Raw genomic sequence first — 19455 nt, 5'->3', positions numbered from 1 at the left:
TTCATTCCGAGACACCTGTTCCGACACGCGAGACGATTTCGTCCCAGTAGCCGGGCATCGTCTCCCAGGGATCGGCGCGGCCGCCGCGATCGGTGCGGTCGGTGAAGTAGATCGTCGCCGCGCCCTGCCAGCGGGCGATGCGCAGCGCCTCCTCCAGGTGCCCGCGCGGTACGCCGTGCACGAAGTGGCAGAAGCGGTCCGGTGGGTAGTCGGCGGTCCACTCGGCGACCTGCGACCAGCGGTAGTCGGACCAGGAGCCGGCGAAGGTCACCAGCTGGTCGGCGGTCTCGGCGTAGCCGGGGTGCGGGTGGCCGCCGTGGCCGAGGACGATGTGTGCGGAGTCACTGATCGCCCGCAGCGTGGTGACCGCACGGCGGACCTCGGGGAGCGCGGTGCGGTCGAGAGGGCAGCGGTCCAGCAGGAAGCCGTCGACGCGGTACCAGTCGAGGTGCCGGTGGGCGTCGGCGAGCAGGTCGGCGAAGGCGCGGGCGCCGTGGGTGAGGTCCAGGTGGCCCAGGACGCGGACGCCCGCGTCCCGCAGCCGGCTCGCCGCTTCCAGGCAGTGCGGGTCGGGGCGGGTGCCCGGTCCGCCCGCCACGTCGAGGACCACCCAGTCCAGCGGGGTGCCCGGGCGGGCGAGTTCGGCCCACTGGGCGGGGGCGACGAGCGGGTGGGCGTAGCCGGGGATGCCGAGGGCGGTGCGCAGACCGGTGCCCGGCGCACCGGCGGTGGTGCTGGTCAGATGCGGCATGCCGCCTCCATCCAGATGTCGGCCAGGGATTCCTCGAGGTTGATGCGGGGCCGCCAGCCGAGCCGGTCGCGTGCGGTGCGCACGTCTGCCTGCTGCCAGCTGCCGCAGCCGTCCGGGTACGGGTAGGGCACCGGCGCCGCGTGGTCGGAGTCGGCGCGCGGGTGGCCGATGGCGCTGCGCAGGGGGCCGGGCGGGGCGTCGAGTTCGTGCAGGGCGCCGCCGTAGCCCGCCACGCGCGCGAGGACGGCGGCGGCGTCGCGGAGCCGGACGGCGCGGCCGGAGCCGATGTTGATGACGCCCTGCGCGGCGGAGAGCGAGGCGGCGTGCACGGCGCGGGCGACGTCGCGTACGTCGACGAAGTCGCGCTGGGCGCCGAGGCCGCCGAGTTTGAGTTCGCCGTCGCCGGACTGCATGGCGCGGCGCATGGCCTCGGCGAGCCGGCCCAGTGGGGAGCCGGCCGGGGTGCCGGGGCCGGCCGGCGAGAAGACCCGCAGCACGACGGCGTCCAGGCCGGAACCAAGGACCAGTTCGGTCGCGGCGAGCTTGCTGACGCCGTAGGGGCCGCCGGGCCGCGGGACGGCGTCCTCAGCGGTGGAGGAGCCGGGCTGGCTCGGCCCGTACTCGGCGCTGCACCCGATCTGGACCAGACGGGCGCCGCAGCCGCTGCGGCGCAGGGCCTCGCAGACGGTGGCGACGGCCACGGTGTTGTGCCGGGTGAGTTCGCGGGCGCCGCCGCGGATGGCACCGGCGCAGTTGATGACGACCCCGGGGTGGACCGCGTCGAGGAAGCGGGTGAGTGCGCCGGGGCTGCCGGAGGCGAGGTCGAAGCGGACGTCGGCGTCGTCGCCGCGGCCGAGCGCGGTGAGCTGGACGGCCGGGTCGGCGAGCAGACGGTCGGCGACGAAGCGGCCGATGTATCCGTTGGCTCCGATCAGCAGGACCCTCATCGGTCGGCTCCCGGGGTGTGCACGGCGGCTCGGCCGACGGGGCTGACGCGACCGGCCGGACCGTGGCCGGTGTGGCTCGCACGGCAAGGGTGATCGACATGGCCGTGGCTCACATGGCGAGGGTGATCGACATGGCCGACGCGACCCAGGGGACCGGCCGGTCCGGCCGGCCGGGAGGGCGTGACGGCCCGCGAGGGCGCGGTGGAGCTGCCCGCGGCCGGGGCGGTCGATCGGGCGGTTTCCCGGGCTCCGGCTCCGGTGGACCCGGCGTCTCCTGCGCCCACGGCTGCCGCGGGCGCGTCGGCGGTTCCCGGGGTTCCGGGCGCTCCGGACGCTCCGGGTCGGGAGGTGGTCATCTGGCTTCTCCTTCAAAAGGGGTGATGCGGGCGCCTCCGGCGGCGGTCCGGGCCGGTGGCTGAAGGTTCACTCGGGGGCTCCCGTGGGTGCGTGCGCCGAGGCCTGGGTGAGGGTGCGGCCGGCGTGGACCAGCAGGGCCAGTGCAGCGGTGCCGCAGGCGAGGGCCGGGACGGCGGCCTCGCCGCAGGCGTTCACGAGGGTGCGGACGGGGGCGGCCAGCACCGCGCAACCGGGCAGCCTCGCGGCCAGCGGCAGAGCCAGGCCCACCGCCTCGGTGGCCGCCGCGGCACCGAGGGCCACGGCCGGGGCGTGCCGGTGGTGGTGCACGGTGAGCAGGCGGGCGAGCAGCAGCAGCGCGCCCAGGGCCAGGGTCTGCGGGTAGGCCACGGGTTCGTGCAGGACGCCGGCGCAGGCCAGGAGCAGTACGGTGAGCGCGCCCAGGAACAGGGCGAACGTGCCGAAGAGCAACGGTTTGACGGCGGCGGTGAAGTCCTCCAGGCCCCGGCTGTCGGCGAGCCTGCGGCGGGCGCCCGCGCCGAGCAGGTGGGCGCACCAGGCAGCCGGGGCGCAGGCCAGGGCGAGGGCCAGCGCGGGTGCGGCGGGGGTGGGCCAGGGTCCGTCCGGGGCGCCGGTCGGCAGGGCGTCGGGGCCGCCCGTCAGCACGGCGTGGAGGAGACCGTCCCCGAGGAGGGCGTAGCCGAGCAGCCAGAGGCTCCACGCGCGCGCGCCGTGCGTCGTGCGCCACGCGCGCGTGGCGGACGGGCCGGCGAGCGGGCCGCGGCGCAGTGCGGCACGCGTGGCGAGGGCCGCGGCGAGGACGCCGGTGACGGCGAGAAGACGGAGGTGGCCGTGGGTGAGGCGCAGTCCGGCCACGGTGGCCGCGCCGAGCACGCCGGGCAGCAGGGTGAGCAGGATCCAGTCGGCGCGGATGCGAGGCACGGGCAGGGGCTCGGTGTCCCGGCCTTGCTCACCGCCTCGCGGCACGCGCGCGTAGAGCTCCTCCGCGAGCGAGAAGACGTCCCGGTGGCGGAATCGGGCGGCGGTCCGGTCGGTGACGCCGTGCGCCTCCAGTCCGGCGGCGATCTCCAGCGGGTCCACGGCCCGCTCGCACAGCTCACGGTGCCGGTGCAGCAGGGCTTTCACAGGGTCGGCGGCTCCCCGCCGGGGCGCGGGGCCGCGCCGGCCGCCGGTTTCGGGGGCGGGCACGGCGCCCCTGGCCGGCGGCGCGGCGGCCTCCGACCGTGCCGGGGCCTCTCCCGTCGCTCGTTGCTTCACCGGCCACTCCCCCGGCCGTGCGTCCCGGGGACCGGCGCTGCCGGGCGTCGCCGGGTGGTCCGCCCCACCCGGCTCACTGAGCGCCCTGGTCCCGGCGGCACGGGAGATCGCGTCCGCGCCCGGCTCTCCTGGTTCCACCATCACGCTCCCTCCGCAGCGGCCAGTGGTGTGGGGCGTACCGGTGGGGCCGTGGCCCAGCCGGGGACGGCCCGGGGCAGGACGCGGGCCGTGGGACCGGTCCAGCGGCCGGGGACGTGGGACTCGGCGGGGGTGGCGAACGGCAGGGGGTCGCCGGCCTCGTCGAGGACGACCCGGCGCACCGGACAGTGCGAGACGATCCGCAGGTAAATGCTGTGAAATGCCGCGATGTTCTGCTCGACGGTGAACAGTTCGAGCGCGCGGGCGCGCGCGGCGGCGCCGAGGCGCTCACGGCGCTCGGGATCGCGCAGCAGCGCCACGCACGCCTCGGCGAGCGCCCGCGGATTGCGCGGGGGTACGACGAGTCCCGTGCCCCCGATGACCTCGACCACCGCGCCGACGTCGGTGGACACCGTGGCCCGGCCGCAGAACATGGCCTCGACGAGGCCGATCGGGAAGCCCTCGACCACGCTGGACAGCACGACGACCGCGCCGGCGGCGTACGCCTCGGGCAGCGTGGGGGTCTCCGGGCCGCCGATCTCCTCGAAGGAGACAGGGTTGTCGCCGACGGCGTGCACGCCCTCCGCCTCGTCCGGGAACAACTGCGCGGCGAGCGCCCGGCAGTGCCCCAGGTAGGCCGCACCCTCCGGGCCCCCGGTGGTGCCGACGATCCTGAGCCGCGCCTTGGGCTCCTCCTTGCGGACCTCGGCGAAGGCGTGCAGCAGCGAGATCAGGTCCTTGGCGGGTTCGACGCGCCCGACCCACACCAGCGTGTCCGGGTCGGCACGGTCGGGGCCCTCGCCGACCTCGGTGAAGCGGGTGGCGTCCATGCCCGGGTGGACGGTGCGGATCCTGGCCCGGTCGGCGCCGCACCGTTCCTGCCAGCGGCGGGCGTGGGCGTTGCCGGGGGTGAGGACCTCGGCGCGCCGGTAGACCTCGGCGGCCAGCCGGGCCTCGAAGGCGCCGAGCAGCGCGCGTACGGCGGGGGCGGCGGCGTCGGGGCGCAGGGTCAGGTAGTGCGAGCGGAGCCGCACGCCGTACTCGGTGACGAGCAGCGGCACGTCGCAGAAGTGCCGGGCGAGCAACCCGGGGAGGGCGGCGGAGCCGCCGGCGGCGGCGTGGCAGAGGTCGGCCGCGCCGAGGCCGTCGTCGCCGTACCAGTCGAGGGAAAGGGGCCGCAGGGCGCGTTCGAGGCGCGCGGTGACGGTCAGCAGGTCGGGCACGCGCGCCTCGCGCGCGGCACGCGGCGCACCGGAGGCGCGGCAGGCGCGTTCAAGGGTGCGTACGGCGGCGTCCGAGCGGAGCGCGCCGACCAGTCCGCCCTCGTCGCGGGCGAGTTCGGCGAGGCCGTAGAGCGCGCTGCCGAAACGGTCCGCCAGGTCGGCGGACGTCCCGTCGGGGTCGGCCCCGGTGCCGGCGCACACGGCCGCGAGCAACTCGCCGTAGCACTCGGTGAAGCGCCGGCGCGCGCGGCGCCCGTGAGCGACCCCGTCGTCCTCGGCCGTCCACAACGGCGCCGTACGCACCCTGCCGACCTGCGGCGGGAGGGCGACCCAGCCCTCGTCCTCCTGGTGCCGGCTGCGGCTGAGCGCGTAGATGTCGAACTCGTGCTGGGCGAGCCCGCGTACGAGCCGGTCGCACCAGAGCCCGGCGTCACCGCTCACATACGGGTAGCCACCCTCCGTAAGCAGTCCGATGCGCACGTGTGCACCCCCGATCTCCTGTCCGGTGAGCCGCCGTTCGTCCGGCGGTTCGCAGCGGGACGAACGTAAGGGGACAAGGCGGTGGTGCGACGGACGGTTGTCCGTCGCACCACCAAAAGGGGTGAACGGTCGTAACTTTCGCGTGCGGGTCGCGTTCGGTCGCGCTAAGGCTTCACACAGCGATCATCCCTGCGCGAAACGTCACGCCGCCGCCGGTTCGTGCCGCGCCGCGCGCCGCTGGGCCGCCAGCCGGGGGTCGAGCGCGGGCACAGCGGCGAGGAGCTGCCCGGTGTACGGCTCGCGCGGGCTGTCGTACACGTCGTCCGCCGGCCCGTGTTCGACGACGCGGCCCCGGCGCATCACCGCCACCCGGTCGCTCACCTGCCGTACCACGGCCAGATCGTGGGCGATGAAGACGAGCGCGAGGCCGAGTTCCCGCTGGAGCTCGCCGAGCAGCTCCACGACCTGGGCCTGCGTGGTGACGTCGAGCGCGGAGACGGGTTCGTCGCACACGATGACGCGCGGTTCGGCGGCGAGCGCCCGGGCGATGCCGATGCGCTGGCACTGGCCGCCGCTGAACTCGTGCGGGTAGCGGTCGTAGTGCGCCGCTTCGAGTCCCACGCGCTCCAGCAGTTCCGTCACGCGCCCCCGGACGCGCTCCTCGTCCCGTTCTCCCCGCGCGCGGAGCGGGTCGGCGATGGACTCGCCCACACTGCGGCGCGGGTTGAGGGAGGAGACGGGGTCCTGGAAGACCATCTGGACGGCCGGGTTCACGCCGGTGTGCGGGCGCCCCGCGTAGCGGATCGCGCCGGCGGTCGGCTCCAGGAGCCCGACCAGCATGCGGCCGAGCGTGGTCTTGCCGCTGCCGCTCTCTCCGACCACGCCGAGGGTCTCGCCCCGGCGGACGGTCAGCGAGACGTCCTCCACCGCCGCGAACGCCTGCCGGCCGCGCCCGAACTCGCGCCGCACGCCGATGGCCTCCAGCACGACCTCGTCGGTGGCCCGGGAGCCGGTGCGGCGGCTGTCCAGGCGCGGGACGGCGTCGAGGAGTTCACGGGTGTAGGCCTCGGCGGGCGCCGCGAGGACCGTGCCGACGGGGCCGTGCTCGACGAGCCTGCCGTGCCGCATGACGAGGATGTCGTCCACGCTCTCGGCGGCGACGCCCACGTCATGGGTGACGAGCAGCAGGCCCATGCCGGTCTCCTCGCGCAGCGTGTGCAGCAGGTCGAGGATCTGGGCCTGGACGGTGACGTCGAGGGCGGTGGTCGGCTCGTCGGCGATCAGCAGGTCGGGTTCGCAGGCGAGGGCCATCGCGATGAGCGCGCGCTGGCGCATGCCGCCGCTGAACTCGTGCGGACGGGACCGGGACCGCCGTGCCGCGTCCGCGATTCCAACCCTGTCCAGCACCTCGACGGCACGCGCGCGTGCGGCGCGGCGCGACACGCGCGTGTGCACGCGGTGGACCTCGGCGATCTGGTCGCCGATCGCGTAGTACGGGTCCAGCGAGGACAGGGGGTCCTGGAAGACCATGGCGGCCCTGGTGCCGCGCAGCCGCCGCAACTCCTCCTCACCGGCCGCCTGTACGTCCGTGCCAGCCACCCGCACCGAGCCGGTGAGGCGGGCTCCGGTGCCGCGGTGCAGGCCCAGCAGGGCGCCGGCGACCGTGGACTTCCCGGAGCCGGACTCGCCGACGAGGGCCAGCGCGGCACCCCGCGCCAGGCTGAAGGAGAGTCCGTCCACGGCCCGCAGCGGGCCGAACTCGACGGTCAGATCCGTCACTTCCACCAGGCTCATGCGAGCACCACCCGTCGGTCGGCCACCGCGTACAGGACGTCCGCGAGGGCGTTGGCGAGGACCACGAAGAAGCCGATGACCAGCACCGTGCCGACGACCACCGGCAGGTCGACGACCTTGACCGCGTGCACCAGTTCCTGGCCGATGCCGGGCAGGCCGAACAGGGTCTCGGTGAGGACGGCGCCGCCGACGGCGGAGCCGACGTTGTTGGCGTTCAGCGCGATCACGGGGGCCAGCGCGCCGCGCAGGGCGTGCCGGCCGACGACGGAGCGCTCCGCGACGCCGTACGCCCGGAAGGTGCGGATGTGGTCCTCGGCGAGGGTCTCCAGCATGGCGGCGCGGGTGAGCCGGGCGAAGGCCGCCGCTTCGATCAGGGCGAGCGAGAGCCACGGCAACAGCAGGTTCCACGCCCACTGTTCCGGGTCGTCGGAGAAGTTCGCGTACTGCGGGAAGGGCAGCACCTGCAGTTCGCCGCAGACGACGATCATCAGCACGAGGCCGATGACGAAGACGGGTGTCGCCGTGCCGGCGAGGGTGACGGCGGTCAGCATGCGCTCGGAGACCCGGCCGCGCCGCCACGCGGACAGCACACCGGTGCCGACGCCGAGGATCAGCCACAGCACCATCGCGCCGAGGACGAGGGACAGGCTGACGGGCAGCTTGGCCAGGATGATGTCCAGCACCTGCTGGTCGGTCTGGTACGACCGCCCCAGACAGGGCGCAGCGCAGTGCACGACCGAGGTGCCGGTGGAGTAGTCCTGGCCGGCGAGCAGGCCCACCAGGAAGTGCCAGTAGCGGAGGTACAGCGGGTCGCCGAGTTTCAGCTGCTGGGCGACCTGGTGGACCTGTTCCGGTGAGCAGCGCGGGCCGCAGGTGATCTGGGCGACGTTGCCGGGGGTGACGTAGAAGACGACGTAGACAATCACCGAGATGGCGAGCAGGGTGACCACCGCGCCCACGACGCGGCGCAGCAGGAAGCCGCCGAGGCCGCTCATGCGGTCGCCTCCTTCTTCTCGGCCGGACTCCTGTGCGGGTCCTTGCGGCCGGTGCCGACGCGTAGACGCGAGGCGGCACGCGGGTCGAGGGCGGTGCGCACGCCGTCGCCGAGGACGGTGAGGGCGAGAACGGTGACGAACAGGGCGCCGGCCGGCAGCAGCAGGTACTGGGGCGCGGCCTGGTACCAGACGTCGGCGTCGGTCAGCATCTGCCCCCAGGACGGGGTGGGCGGCTTCACGCCCACGCCGAGGAAGGACAGCGCCGCCTCGACGGAGATGTTCGTGGGCACCAGCAGCGCCGCGTAGGTGATGACGGGCGCGGCGAGGCCCGGCAGCAGTTCGCGGCGTGCCACCCGCCAGGCCCCCCAGCCGCTCAGCCGGGCGGCCAAGACGTGGTCGAGCCCCTTGAGGGTGAGGGTCTGGGCCCGGACGATCTTCGCGATGTTGCCCCAGGCGATCAGACCGATGACGAGGGTGACCAGGACGGGGCGCGGGAAACCGGACGGCACGATCGCCAGCAGCGCCAACGACATGATCATGAGGGGCATCGAGACGATGATGTCCGTGGCCCGGCTCAACAGTTGATCAACCCATCGGTTGCCGAGTGCGGACGCCACACCGACCGCGACCCCGATGGCGACCTGCACCAGCGTGGCCGCGAGCGCGACGCCCAGCGACACCCGCGCGCCGCAGACGAGCCGCGCGAACAGGTCGCGGCCGGTCTGGGGTTCGACGCCCAGCCAGTGGTCGGCGCCGACGCCGCCGAGGGAGCCGATGGGCACGCCTCCGCGCGCGGAGTCGATCAGCGACGGGTGATAGGTGGTGGGGTCCTGGCCCTCCAGCGCGGTGAGCAGCGGCGCGGCGAGCGCGACCAGGACGAGGAGCGCGACGACGGCCGCGGCGACCAGGGCGGCGCGCTGCGCGCGCAGCCGCCGCCAGAACTGACGTGCCCCCGAGGCCGTCGGCACGGACGCGTCCGTGCCGACGGCCTCGAAGGCGGCAAGTGCCTCGCTCACGGCGCTACTTCACCGCGACCTGGGAGATGTCGAGGACGCCGGTCCAGTCGCTGATGACGATGCCCCTGACGTCCTTGCCGTACAGACGCTTGTAGACCGGGTGGAACAGCGGGACGACGAGGGCCTTCTCGCCGATCTTCTTGTCCAGGGCGCCCCATCGCCTGGCGGCCGCGTCAAGATCGGTCAACTTGTTGATCGCGTCAATCTCGTCATTGACCGACGTGTCGTTGAGCAGGCCCGTGTTGAAGTTCGCGCCGTCCTTGACGATCTGCCGGCCGTCGAAGATGGGGGCCAGGAAGGGACCGCCCGAGGGCCAGTCGGCACCCCAGTGGGCGAGGAAGAACCCGGGCTCGGTCTTCACACTGTGGATCTTGTCCCGGTAGTCGTTGTCCTCCAGCCCCTGCAGCTTGACCGCGATGCCGGCCTTCTTGAGCGCGTCCTGGAGCGCGGTCGCGATCTCCGGGCTGGTCTCGAAGTCCTTGGCGTTGGAATGGGTCAGCGTCACGGTGAGCCCGTTCTTGTGACCGGCCTGCGCCAGCAGTTCCCTGGCCTTGGCCGGGTCGCCCGACGCGCCGGCCGGGAACGGGTCGTACGGCGTGTAGCCGAAGGACTTCTGGTCGGGCAGGAAGGTGGTGGCCGACTCGGCGAGCGCGCTGCCGCCGGCCGCGTTGACCACCGAGGACCGGTCGACGGCGTACGCGATCGCCTCCCGCACCTTGGGGTTGTCGAACGGCTTCACGGTCGGGTTGAACGCGATGTAGTTCGTGTAGCCGAAGTGCCCGGTGCCCACGCGCGAGGCCAGTTCCTTGTCACCGGCGACCTCGGCGAGTTCGGCCGGGCCGAGGTTGGTGTCCGTGGTGACGGCGGCGGCGTCCGCTCCCTGGGACGCGGACAGCCGCTGGTTGATCACGGAGGAGTCGAGTCCGGAGCGGACGTCGACGGTGTCGGGGTAGGCCTTGCGCTCGTCGTCCGTGGCGGCCGACCAGTAGGTGTTGCGCTCCAGGAGCAGGTGCTCGCCGTCGTTCTCGTTCTTCACGACCTTGTAGGGGCCGGACGAGATCGGGTGCTCCTCGTACTTGGTTCCGGTGTCCTTGCTCTTCGGCACCGGGGCGAACTGCGTCTGCGTGGCCAGGTAGGGGAACTCGCCCTCGGGCTTGTTCAGGTGGAAGACGATGGTCCGCGCGTCCGGCGTCCCGATCGCCGACAGCCCCTTCTCGTCCTTGTACGGGCCCTGGTAGTGGGCCGCGCCGACCAGCCAGTCCCGCAGGTAGGGCGCACCGCCCGAGAGTTCGGGGGCGAAGGAACGCTCGATGCCGTACTTGACGTCGGCCGAGGTGATCGGTGTGCCGTCCTCGTACTTGAGGCCCTTCTTCAGGGTGTACGTCCACACGGTCGCGTCCTTGTTGGGGCGTCCGGTGTCGGTGGCGAGGTCGGGGACGACCTCGGCGCCGGCCGGCCCGTTCTCACGGTTGCGCGTGGTGAGGGTGCGGAAGACCAGTGAAGGGACGTTTCCGCCGCCGGAGGTGTAGAGGCGGGCGGGGTCGAAGTCGGTCTGCGGCTCGGAGTTCAGCACCGTGAGAGTGCCGCCCTTGTGGGGCGTGGAGTCGCCACCGGAGCCCTTGGCATCGTTGTCCTTCGGGCCGCAGGCGGCGGCGCCCGCTGCCAGGACCAGGCCGACGGATGCCGCTGCCACGCGGCGCGCTTTGACGGACGGTTGACGCATCGGAATGACGACCTCTCGGGGGAATGACGGGACTCTGATCGAGGATTTCTCGCAGAGTGAGACATGTGGACGAGGAGTGAGACGGCTGCGAGCAGACGTCGGCCCCGGCGCCGGGTCGTCGAAAAGCCCGTGGCCCCGTGACACGGTCACGGGGGGGGTGAGCGAAAAGAGAAGTCGCGACGCGAACGCCGGAGAGGCGGCGTCAGCGACAGTGGATGTCGGCCACGCAGAGTGCGCTCACGCCGATGAGCGTCAGCTCGATGGCTGCGTTCTCACGGGCGGCATGACGGGACCACATGCACAGGAATATGAATGAACTCGGAGCTCATGTCAATGTGACATGAGCAGCGCCTGTCAACTCCCGGGATAAGGCCAGGGGTTGGGCAGACAGTGGATTCCGTCATGGTCCAGGAACTTGGTCTGCTGCTGCATGACGGGCGCGAGTTCGCCGTCCTTCTGGCAGGTCACGTGGCCGTGACCGAGGCGGTGACCGACCTCGTGGTTGATCAGCATCTGCCGGTAGGCATGGATCTTGTCCCCGTACGTCTTGCTGCCCTGCGCCCACCTGTACGCATTGATCATCACTCGGTCGGTGGCCGCCGAGTCGCAGGAGACGTTGTCCTCCGTGGTGTCCAGCCCGGACTTGGCGCACCACTTGGCGGTCGTACCGGGGCTGGCCAGCGTGATCACGAAGTCGGGCTTGCCGGAGGAGATCCGCTCGAAGGTGCGGGTGCCGCCGTGGCCCCAGCTGCGGTCGTCGTTCAGGGTCTTCTGCACGGCCTCGGCGAACAGCTGGCCGTCCAGGCCCAGCCCCTGCTCGATGTCCACGCGGTAGGTGTACTTCTGCCCCTTGCCGGGCGCCTCGGCAAAACCGGGCACGGTGCCGAACTTCCCCGAGCCCTTCAGCGTGGCGCTGAGCGGGTACTTCCGGTCCATCTTCTGCTCGTACGACAGCGTGACCGCGCCGGGCGCGGCCGATGGGGCCGCCCCGCCGGGAGTGAGGGCGTCACGGGCCTGGTCGGTGGCGGACCGCGACCGTACGCCGCCCTCGTCGTGCGACCCGGTCACCTGGCCGGCGACGACCACCGCGAGCACGGTGGTGACGGCGGCCGCGGCGATACCGGTGAAGGCCCGCCCCTTGCCACCGGACCGCTGTGCGGGCAGGGCGACGGGCGGCTCGCCCTCGCCGCCCGGTTGCGGCGCGCCGGCCGGGTGCTCCTCGGCCGGGCGGGGCCCGCCGGTGCGGGGCTCGAAGACGTCGATGTCGCCGTCGGGATCGTCGTCGACGCCGACGCCGCGTCCTCCGGCGAAGGCCTCGAGGTACTCCTGCCGAGGGCCGGCCGACCGCTGCCGTGGAAAAACGGCACCGGGTGCGGGCGCCCCCGCGAGCTCACCCCAGCCCCCGCCGGCTTCCCGCTGCTCGGGATGCCCACCACGAGTGGGAGCGCCCTCACGCAGTCGAGGGACCCCGTGAGCGGGCGTGCCGTCGGGAAGACGCGGCACACCCTGCGCGGGCGTCCCGTCGCCGGAACGCGGGACCCCGTGCGCGGGGGTGCCGTCGGGAAGCCCAGGGACCCCATGCGCGGGCGTCCCGCCGGGGAACCGGGGCACACCGCGCGCCGGAGTGCCGGGCGCGAAGCGCGGCATGCCATGAGCGGGCGTACCGTCCGGGAACGCCGACGGGCCGTGCGGGCCAGGCGGCGAATACCCCGCGGCACCACCGGCCCCACCCGGCGAATACCCCCCGGCACCTCCAGCCCCCCGTGTCGAGCCGGTGGGGCCGCCTGCCGCGTCGCCCGTCGGTGCCTGGCGCTGCCCCGGCAGCGGCGGCTGCCCGCCGCGCGCACCGGCCACGCCGGACGAGCCGGCCGGCGCACCGGGCGCGGACACGGCGCTCGGAGCACCCGGGCCCCCCGGAGCACCGGCAGGACCCTGAGCGCCACCCCGGCGACTCGGAGCACCCGGTGCGCCCGGCGCACTCCCCTGGCCCGGAGCACCCCTGCCGTCGGCCGAGCGGGTGCTCGTCGGCTGCCTGGGCCCGTTCGTTATGTCCGCGGAGTCGTCCTTGGGGGACGGGCCGCGGCGGCTGTGGCGTCCCACGCCGGCCTCAGCTCCCGGTGTCCGAGTCGGTGACGGCGTCCCCGGCGTCCGCGAGGAGTTCCCGGAACGCCGTGGCCACCACGTCCGGGTACTCCATCATCGCCACGTGCCCGGCGTCCGGCAGGGACAGCAGGCGGGAGTCACGGAAGGCACGGGCGGCCCGGCGGGCCATGCGGAAGCCGACCAGCTGGTCGCGGCCGCCGTAGATCAGCAGGGTCGGCGCGAGCACACGCTCGGCCTGCCGCCACAGCCCGTGCTGCCCGCCGAGCGTGTAGGCGTTGACGATCCCGCGCGCGGAGCGGGCCATCGCGTCCCAGAAGTACGGCAGCTGCAGTCGCCGTTCCAGCTCGTCGACGGCGTCCTGGAACGCCTCGGGCGACACCCGCGAGGGGTCGCCGTAGCACAGCGCCATGACACCGTGCACCCGCTGCTCGGCGGTCCACTCCCTGGTGAACCGGGTGAACAGGGCGGCGACACCGGGCACGCCGAGCAGGGCGGTCGGTGCCGCGGTCCGCTGGATGCGCAGCTCCGGGAGGGCCGGCGACACGAGCGTGAGCGTACGGACGAGATCGGGGCGTACGGCGGCCACGCGCGTGGCGACCGCGCCGCCGAGCGAGTTGCCGAACAGGTGGACCGGTCCGCGGCCGGCCGAGTCGAGATAGCGGATGACCGCGCGCGCGTGCCCCGTGACCGAGTAGTTCCCGTCGTCCGGGGGTGGGGAGTCACCGAAGCCGGGAAGGTCGACCGCCTCGCTGTCGACGACCTCGTCCAGCTCCGCCATCAGCGACGACCAGTTCTGCGAGGAACCGCCGAGCCCGTGGACGTACAGCGCGGGCGGCAGGCCCTGGCGTGCGGGACGGCGGGACCGGATCGACAGGGTGACCCCGGGCAGTCCCACGGACCGCAGCCGCTCGCCCTCGCCGACCCGGACGGGCGCCACCCTCGGAAGCACACTGGCGGCCGACAGGGAGGGCGACTCGGTCGAAGACATGCGGCAATGTTACGAGGTGATCACGCCGGGGTTCGTGTGTTCGCCGTCACAGAGTGAATCATGGGGAACGGGTAACCGGGCCGCACGGGACGCGGCGGGTGAACAAGGGCGACGAACGGCCGAGACGGCATGGCGTCCGGATCAGCTGTCTCCTAGGCTCGTACACAGGGCACCCGCAAGTGGCCCCTGCTGCTTCCAGGGACGTTCGTAGGAAGGGAGCCCACCATGGCCTATGACCCCACCGAACCGGACATGATCGAGGACCTGGAGGCCGACACGGTCCCGGAGATCGACGTGGAAGCGCCCGAAGGGGACGCTGCCGAGCAGCACGCCGACATCAGGCCGGACCGTGACGACCCCCTGACGGGCGTGGACCCGGGCCGCGCGAACGAGGCCGATCTGGCCGAACAGGCGCGCGTGGTCTCGCTCGACGAGGACGACTACCGCTGACCTCGCAGGGCTTCCACGGCCGCGCAAGGGGTCCACTGCAGCTTTCGCCGCCGTCCGGTACGTGAAATTCTGCGCTCGCACCGCGCACACCATGGTTACCGAAAAGTACGATGGCCGCGCGGGTGACACCGCGATATGGACGACTTTGGGAGGCGGCGTGACAGCCATCGAGCAAACTGAGGCAGCACGCCCGCGTGGCACCCGACTGCCGCGCCGAGCCCGACGGAACCAGCTGCTGGGCGCCGCCCAGGAGGTTTTCGTCGCGCAGGGCTACCACGCTGCGGCGATGGACGACATCGCCGAGCGGGCGGGCGTGAGCAAGCCGGTGCTCTACCAGCACTTCCCCGGCAAGCTCGACCTCTATCTGGCGCTGCTGGACCAGCACTGCGAGTCGCTGATCCAGGCCGTACGCAACGCGCTGGCGTCGACGACCGACAACAAACAGCGCGTCCGGGCGACCATGGACGCGTATTTCGCCTACGTCGAGGACGACGGCGGCGCCTTCCGGCTGGTCTTCGAGTCGGACCTGACGAACGAGCCCGCGGTGCGCGAGCGCGTCGACAAGGTCACCAACGACTGCGCCGAGGCGATCTGCGACGTCATCGCCGAGGACACCGGCCTCTCGCGCGCGGAGTCGATGCTGCTCGCCTCCGGCCTCGGCGGTCTCGCCCAGGTGGTGGCCCGGTCCTGGCTGCACAGCGACCGCAGCGTGCCGCGCGACCAGGCGGTGCAGCTGCTGACCTCGCTGGCCTGGAGGGGCATCGCCGGCTTCCCGCTGCACGGCACCGAACACCACTGACGGCCGTTCGTTCCCGCGCGCTGTTCGCTGACGGCGTTCCGGCCCACAGCGTGCGGGTCCCCTCACCGGACTAATGTGTGCTGCGTACGGCGCGGAAGATCGCGCACATCACTGACCGTCGGAGGGACATAGCCGTGGAGGTCAAGATCGGCGTGCAGCACGCGCCCCGCGAGATCGTTCTGGAGAGCGGTCTGAGCGTCGACGAGGTCGAGCGCGCGGTGTCCGAGGCCCTGGCCGGGAAGACGCAGCTCCTCAGCCTCGAGGACGAGAAGGGCCGCAAGGTCCTGATTCCCACGGACCGCCTCGCGTACGTGGAGATCGGCGCGCCGACCGTGCGCAAGGTGGGCTTCGGCACGCTGTAGGCCGACGTCGTGCGGAAGGGCCCGGCGGCCGCGAGCCGCCGGGCCCTTCCGTATGGGTGGTGCACACAGGTGGAGCACACCTCCTGCACAGCGGAGGATTGCACTCCGCAGGTCACGGGTATGACGGGCTACGACCGTCAAGGCAGACGTGCCGTGGGAGGGACCTGAAAATGATCCTGGAAGCACTCGCATCCGCCGTGCTCGGTCTCGTCCTCGCCTGGGCGGCGGCGCACCGTCTGTCCCACCGCTTGCCGGCCCGCCCCCTGGTGTTCTGCACGGGCATCGCCGGCGCCCTCTTCGGGGACTTCGTCACCCACACCGCACTGGGCTCCGGCGCCGGCTGGCTGAGCCTCCTGGGCGCCGCGGCGATCTCGGCGGCCTCCCTGTCCCTCCTCCTGCGCCCGACGGGCCGCCTGCGCCGATCAGCGACGGCGTAGCCACGGCGCCTCGGCACAGGACGCGGACAGCGACCGCCTGAGCGCGCGGGGGAACTGCGCGAACAGCCCCCACGCACCCGCAGCCGCGATCAGAGGGCACCCACCGCCACGGAGCGCACCGGCTCTCAGGCCGCGAGGCCCAGCGCAGCCATCCGCTTGGTGTGGGCCTCGGTGATCCGCGAGAACATCTTTCCGACCTCCGCGAGGTCGAACCCGTCGGCGACCCCGCCCACGAGCATCGTCGACAGGGCGTCCCGGTCGGCGACGACCCGCTGGGACTGCGACAGCGCCTCGCCCATCAGCCGCCGCGCCCACAGCGCCAGCCGGCCCCCGACCCGCGGATCGGCGTCGATGGCGGCCCGCACCTTCTCCACCGCGAACTCGGCGTGACCGGTGTCGTCGAGAACGGCGAGAACCAGCTCACGGGTGTCGGAGTCGAGCCGCGCCGCGACCTCCCGGTAGAAGTCGGAGGCGATCGAGTCACCGACGTACGCCTTGACCAGGCCCTCCAGCCAGTCCGAGGGCGCGGTCTGCTTGTGGAAGCCGTCCAGCGCCGCGACGAACGGGTCCATCGCCGCCGTCGGCTCCTCGCCGATCTCCGTCAGCCGGTTCCGCAGCCGCTCGAAGTGGTGGAACTCGGCCGAGGCCATCTTCGCCAGCTCCGCCTTGTCCGCGAGGGTCGGCGCCAGCTTCGCGTCCTCCGCGAGCCGCTCGAACGCCGCCAGCTCCCCGTACGCGAGCGCGCCGAGCAGATCCACGACGGCGGCGCGATACTGCGGGTCGGCGGAGGCCTGCGTCCAGTCCTGGGCGGCGACACCGGTGGGTTCGGCGGAGGCGGCGGACGCGTTCTCAGGCTTGTCAGAGCTAGTCATGAGGCGCACAATAGCCCGCTCGCGTGACCTCGGAGGGCCCTGACCGATCAGTGTGACCACGACGACGTGACCGAATCGGCCATCGCATGTGCGCGAATCCGGGGTATGGTGGTAATGCGCCTGCCTGAGTGCGCCGAGGATGTTCGACGCCTCCCGACAGGCCGCACGCATGAGGATGCCCGGTCGGTGGCCCGATCGGCTCCGACCCGACAGCCCTCCCTGGCCGTACGGCACAGTACGTACGACGACCGGAGGGACACCCTCAGCGGTACGAGCGCTAGAGCGTCGGCAGAGGTCCCGTGTCATACGGCTTGCCCGAGTGGTTCGCCCGTACGGCGGCCGACGTCCCCGGCACGGTCGCACATGACCCCCGCGCTCGCCTCGCACCGCGCACACAGAAGAGGCATGACCCTGACTACGACGTTTCGTGAACTCGGAATCCTTCCCGAGACCGCCGAGGCCCTGGAGGCCGTCGGCATCATCACTCCCTTCCCCATCCAGGAGATGACGCTCCCCGTCGCACTGTCCGGCACGGACGTCATCGGCCAGGCCAAGACCGGCACCGGCAAGACGCTGGGCTTCGGTCTTCCGCTCCTCGAGCGCGTGACCGTCCCCGCCGACGTCGAGGCCGGACGCGCCGCCCCCGAGGCTCTCACCGACGCCCCGCAGGCCCTCGTCGTGGTCCCCACGCGCGAGTTGTGCACCCAGGTCACCAACGACCTGCTGACCGCGGGCAAGGTCCGCAACGTGCGCGTCACCGCGATCTACGGCGGCCGGGCCTACGAGCCCCAGGTGGAGGCGCTGAAGAAGGGCGTCGACGTGGTCGTCGGCACCCCGGGCCGGCTGCTGGACCTGGCGGGCCAGAAGAAGCTCGACCTCAAGCACGTCAAGTGCCTGGTGCTCGACGAGGCCGACGAGATGCTCGACCTGGGCTTCCTGCCCGACGTCGAGAAGATCATCAACATGCTGCCGGTCAGGCGCCAGACCATGCTGTTCTCGGCGACCATGCCGGGCGCGGTCATCGGCCTCGCGCGCCGCTACATGTCCCGGCCCACGCACATCCGCGCCACCGCGCCGGACGACGAGGGCGCGACGGTCGCGAACATCAAGCAGTTCGTGTACCGCGGTCACTCCATGGACAAGCCGGAGATGGTCGCCCGCATCCTGCAGGCCGACGGCCGCGGGCTGGCGATGATCTTCTGCCGCACCAAGCGCACGGCCGCCGACATCGCCGAGCAGCTCCAGCGCCGCGGGTTCGCCTCCGGCGCGGTCCACGGAGACCTCGGGCAGGGCGCCCGCGAGCAGGCGCTGCGCGCCTTCCGCAACGGCAAGGTCGACGTCCTGGTGTGCACCGACGTCGCCGCGCGCGGCATCGACGTCGAGGGCGTGACCCACGTCATCAACTACCAGACGCCCGAGGACGAGAAGACCTACCTGCACCGGATCGGCCGTACGGGCCGCGCGGGCGCCAAGGGCACGGCGATCACGTTCGTCGACTGGGACGAGATCCCGCGCTGGCAGCTGATCAACAAGGCGCTGGAGCTGGGATTCAACGAGCCGGTGGAGACGTACTCGTCGTCCCCGCACCTGTTCTCCGACCTCGGCATCCCCGAGGGCACCAAGGGCATCCTGCCGCGTTCCGAGCGGACCCGGGCGGGTCTGGAGGCGGAGGAGCTCGAGGACCTGGGCGAGACCGGCGGGCGTGGCGCCCGCGGCCGTGGTGGCCGCGGTGAGCGTGGCGGGCGTGCCGAGTCCGGCGCCGCCGAGCGCGAGCGTTCGACCCGTACGCCGCGCGATCGCCGCCGCACCCGCAACGGAGCACCGGTCGACGCCGCTGCGCCCACCGCCGTGCCGACCGCCGAGTCCGGCACCGCGGAGGCCGCCGGCGTGGAGGAGCCCCGGGGTCCGCGCACCCTGCGCCGCCGTCGCCGTACGCGTGGCGGGGCGCCGGCGCGGCCGGTGACGGCCGCCGAGGCGGGTGAGACCCCCGAGGTCGCCGTGGAGACGGTGCAGACCGTGGAGGGACCGGCCGCCGAGCTGGAGACCCAGCAGAAGCCGCGCCGCCGCCGCACCCGCAAGTCGGCGGAGCCGGCCGTGACCGAGACGGCACCCGAGGCCGCCGCGCCCGTGGCGGAGACGGCACCTGCCGCCGTCGAGCCTCAGGCCGAGGCGGCGCCGGCGCAGGCTGCGGCGGCGATGCCGCGCCGCCGCACGCGCAAGTCGGCCGAGGCCGCCGCCGAGGCCGCCGTGGCCACGGCCGAGGGCACTGCGGAGGCCGCCCCGGCGACCAAGCCGCGCCGTACCCGGAAGGCTGCCGCCGCGGTCACCGAGGCGGCACCGGTGGCCACGGAGACGCCGGCCACGGAGGCCGAGGCCAAGCCGCGCCGCACCCGGAAGACGGCCGCCGCCACCGCCGAGGCCGCCGTGGAGACGGCCGAAGGCACCGAGGCCAAGCCCCGCCGCACCCGGAAGAAGGCCACCGCCGCACCGGAGACGACCGAGGCCACGGCCGAGGGCACGAGCGACGGCACGACGGAGGCCGCACCGGCGACCAAGCCGCGCCGCACCCGCAAGACGGCCGCTGCCGTCGTCGAGGCGGACGCGGAAGCGGAAGCCGAGGCCAAGCCCCGCCGCACCCGCAAGAAGGCCGCCGCCGCACCGGAGACGACCGAGGCCACGGCCGAGGGCACGAGCGACGGCACGACGGAGGCCGCACCGGCGACCAAGCCGCGCCGCACCCGCAAG

At 73.2% G+C, this 19455-nt stretch carries 17 protein-coding genes; 5 read left to right on the top strand and 12 right to left on the bottom strand.

Annotation, left to right across the window (positions count from 1 at the left end; translation table 11 throughout):
- Position 1: 1 nt before the first annotated feature.
- The 11 genes from ABZ919_RS29975 to ABZ919_RS29925 all read right to left on the bottom strand — a co-directional run bounded on the left by ABZ919_RS29975 (position 2) and on the right by ABZ919_RS29925 (position 13790).
- On the bottom strand, positions 2-751 hold the full coding sequence (locus ABZ919_RS29975; RefSeq protein WP_361253703.1) for a spherulation-specific family 4 protein: 750 nt from the start codon (positions 749-751) through the stop codon (positions 2-4).
- Positions 739-1698, bottom strand: a complete 960-nt coding sequence (locus ABZ919_RS29970; RefSeq protein WP_361253701.1) for an NAD-dependent epimerase/dehydratase family protein — start codon at positions 1696-1698, stop codon at positions 739-741. The genes ABZ919_RS29975 and ABZ919_RS29970 overlap by 13 nt, the downstream gene beginning before the upstream one ends.
- Positions 1699-2121: 423 nt before the next feature.
- Positions 2122-3330: a hypothetical protein gene (locus tag ABZ919_RS29965; RefSeq protein ID WP_361253699.1), complete on the bottom strand. Its 1209-nt coding sequence runs from the start codon at positions 3328-3330 to the stop codon at positions 2122-2124.
- A gap of 140 nt (positions 3331-3470) precedes the next feature.
- Positions 3471-5171: a DUF3492 domain-containing protein gene (locus ABZ919_RS29960; protein ID WP_361253697.1), complete on the bottom strand. Its 1701-nt coding sequence runs from the start codon at positions 5169-5171 to the stop codon at positions 3471-3473.
- Positions 5172-5372: 201 nt separating this feature from the next.
- Positions 5373-6965: an ABC transporter ATP-binding protein gene (locus ABZ919_RS29955; protein WP_361253695.1), complete on the bottom strand. Its 1593-nt coding sequence runs from the start codon at positions 6963-6965 to the stop codon at positions 5373-5375.
- Positions 6962-7960 carry an ABC transporter permease gene (locus tag ABZ919_RS29950; RefSeq protein ID WP_361253693.1) on the bottom strand — a complete coding sequence of 333 codons (999 nt, stop codon included), beginning with the start codon at positions 7958-7960 and terminating at the stop codon, positions 6962-6964. Before ABZ919_RS29950 ends, ABZ919_RS29955 begins: the two co-directional genes overlap by 4 nt.
- Complete coding sequence (locus ABZ919_RS29945; RefSeq protein WP_361253691.1) at positions 7957-8976, bottom strand: ABC transporter permease; 1020 nt, start codon at positions 8974-8976, stop codon at positions 7957-7959. Before ABZ919_RS29945 ends, ABZ919_RS29950 begins: the two co-directional genes overlap by 4 nt.
- Positions 8977-8980: 4 nt before the next feature.
- On the bottom strand, positions 8981-10699 hold the full coding sequence (locus ABZ919_RS29940; RefSeq protein WP_361253689.1) for an ABC transporter substrate-binding protein: 1719 nt from the start codon (positions 10697-10699) through the stop codon (positions 8981-8983).
- A 202-nt stretch (positions 10700-10901) separates the two neighbouring features.
- On the bottom strand, positions 10902-10997 hold the full coding sequence (locus ABZ919_RS29935) for an Ms4533A family Cys-rich leader peptide (RefSeq protein ID WP_361253687.1): 96 nt from the start codon (positions 10995-10997) through the stop codon (positions 10902-10904).
- Between the two features lie 56 nt (positions 10998-11053).
- Positions 11054-12346 carry a DUF3152 domain-containing protein gene (locus ABZ919_RS29930; protein ID WP_361253685.1) on the bottom strand — a complete coding sequence of 431 codons (1293 nt, stop codon included), beginning with the start codon at positions 12344-12346 and terminating at the stop codon, positions 11054-11056.
- Positions 12347-12806: 460 nt separating this feature from the next.
- Positions 12807-13790, bottom strand: coding sequence for an alpha/beta hydrolase (locus ABZ919_RS29925; protein WP_361253683.1), 984 nt, complete (start codon positions 13788-13790; stop codon positions 12807-12809).
- 225 nt (positions 13791-14015) lie between these two features.
- Here ABZ919_RS29925 and ABZ919_RS29920 point away from each other — a divergent pair, with 225 nt between their 5' ends.
- From ABZ919_RS29920 to ABZ919_RS29905, 4 genes are all read left to right on the top strand, one after another.
- Complete coding sequence (locus tag ABZ919_RS29920) at positions 14016-14240, top strand: hypothetical protein (RefSeq protein WP_361253681.1); 225 nt, start codon at positions 14016-14018, stop codon at positions 14238-14240.
- A gap of 157 nt (positions 14241-14397) precedes the next feature.
- Positions 14398-15039, top strand: coding sequence for a TetR/AcrR family transcriptional regulator (locus tag ABZ919_RS29915; RefSeq protein WP_037886738.1), 642 nt, complete (start codon positions 14398-14400; stop codon positions 15037-15039).
- A 134-nt stretch (positions 15040-15173) separates the two neighbouring features.
- On the top strand, positions 15174-15401 hold the full coding sequence (locus ABZ919_RS29910; protein ID WP_361253679.1) for a DUF3107 domain-containing protein: 228 nt from the start codon (positions 15174-15176) through the stop codon (positions 15399-15401).
- Between the two features lie 170 nt (positions 15402-15571).
- On the top strand, positions 15572-15838 hold the full coding sequence (locus ABZ919_RS29905; RefSeq protein WP_361253677.1) for a hypothetical protein: 267 nt from the start codon (positions 15572-15574) through the stop codon (positions 15836-15838).
- Between the two features lie 125 nt (positions 15839-15963).
- Here the strand turns inward: ABZ919_RS29905 and ABZ919_RS29900 are convergent, their stop codons facing one another.
- On the bottom strand, positions 15964-16719 hold the full coding sequence (locus ABZ919_RS29900) for a ferritin-like fold-containing protein (RefSeq protein WP_361253675.1): 756 nt from the start codon (positions 16717-16719) through the stop codon (positions 15964-15966).
- Between the two features lie 495 nt (positions 16720-17214).
- Between ABZ919_RS29900 and ABZ919_RS29895 the strand changes: the two genes are divergently transcribed.
- The coding region (locus ABZ919_RS29895; protein WP_361253882.1) for a DEAD/DEAH box helicase at positions 17215-19455 on the top strand (2241 nt) is incomplete at its 3' end.

Source organism: Streptomyces sp. NPDC046759, from assembly GCF_040645475.1.
Classification (GTDB): Bacteria; Actinomycetota; Actinomycetes; order Streptomycetales; family Streptomycetaceae; genus Streptomyces.
This window is presented reverse-complemented; position numbering and strand designations above follow the sequence as displayed.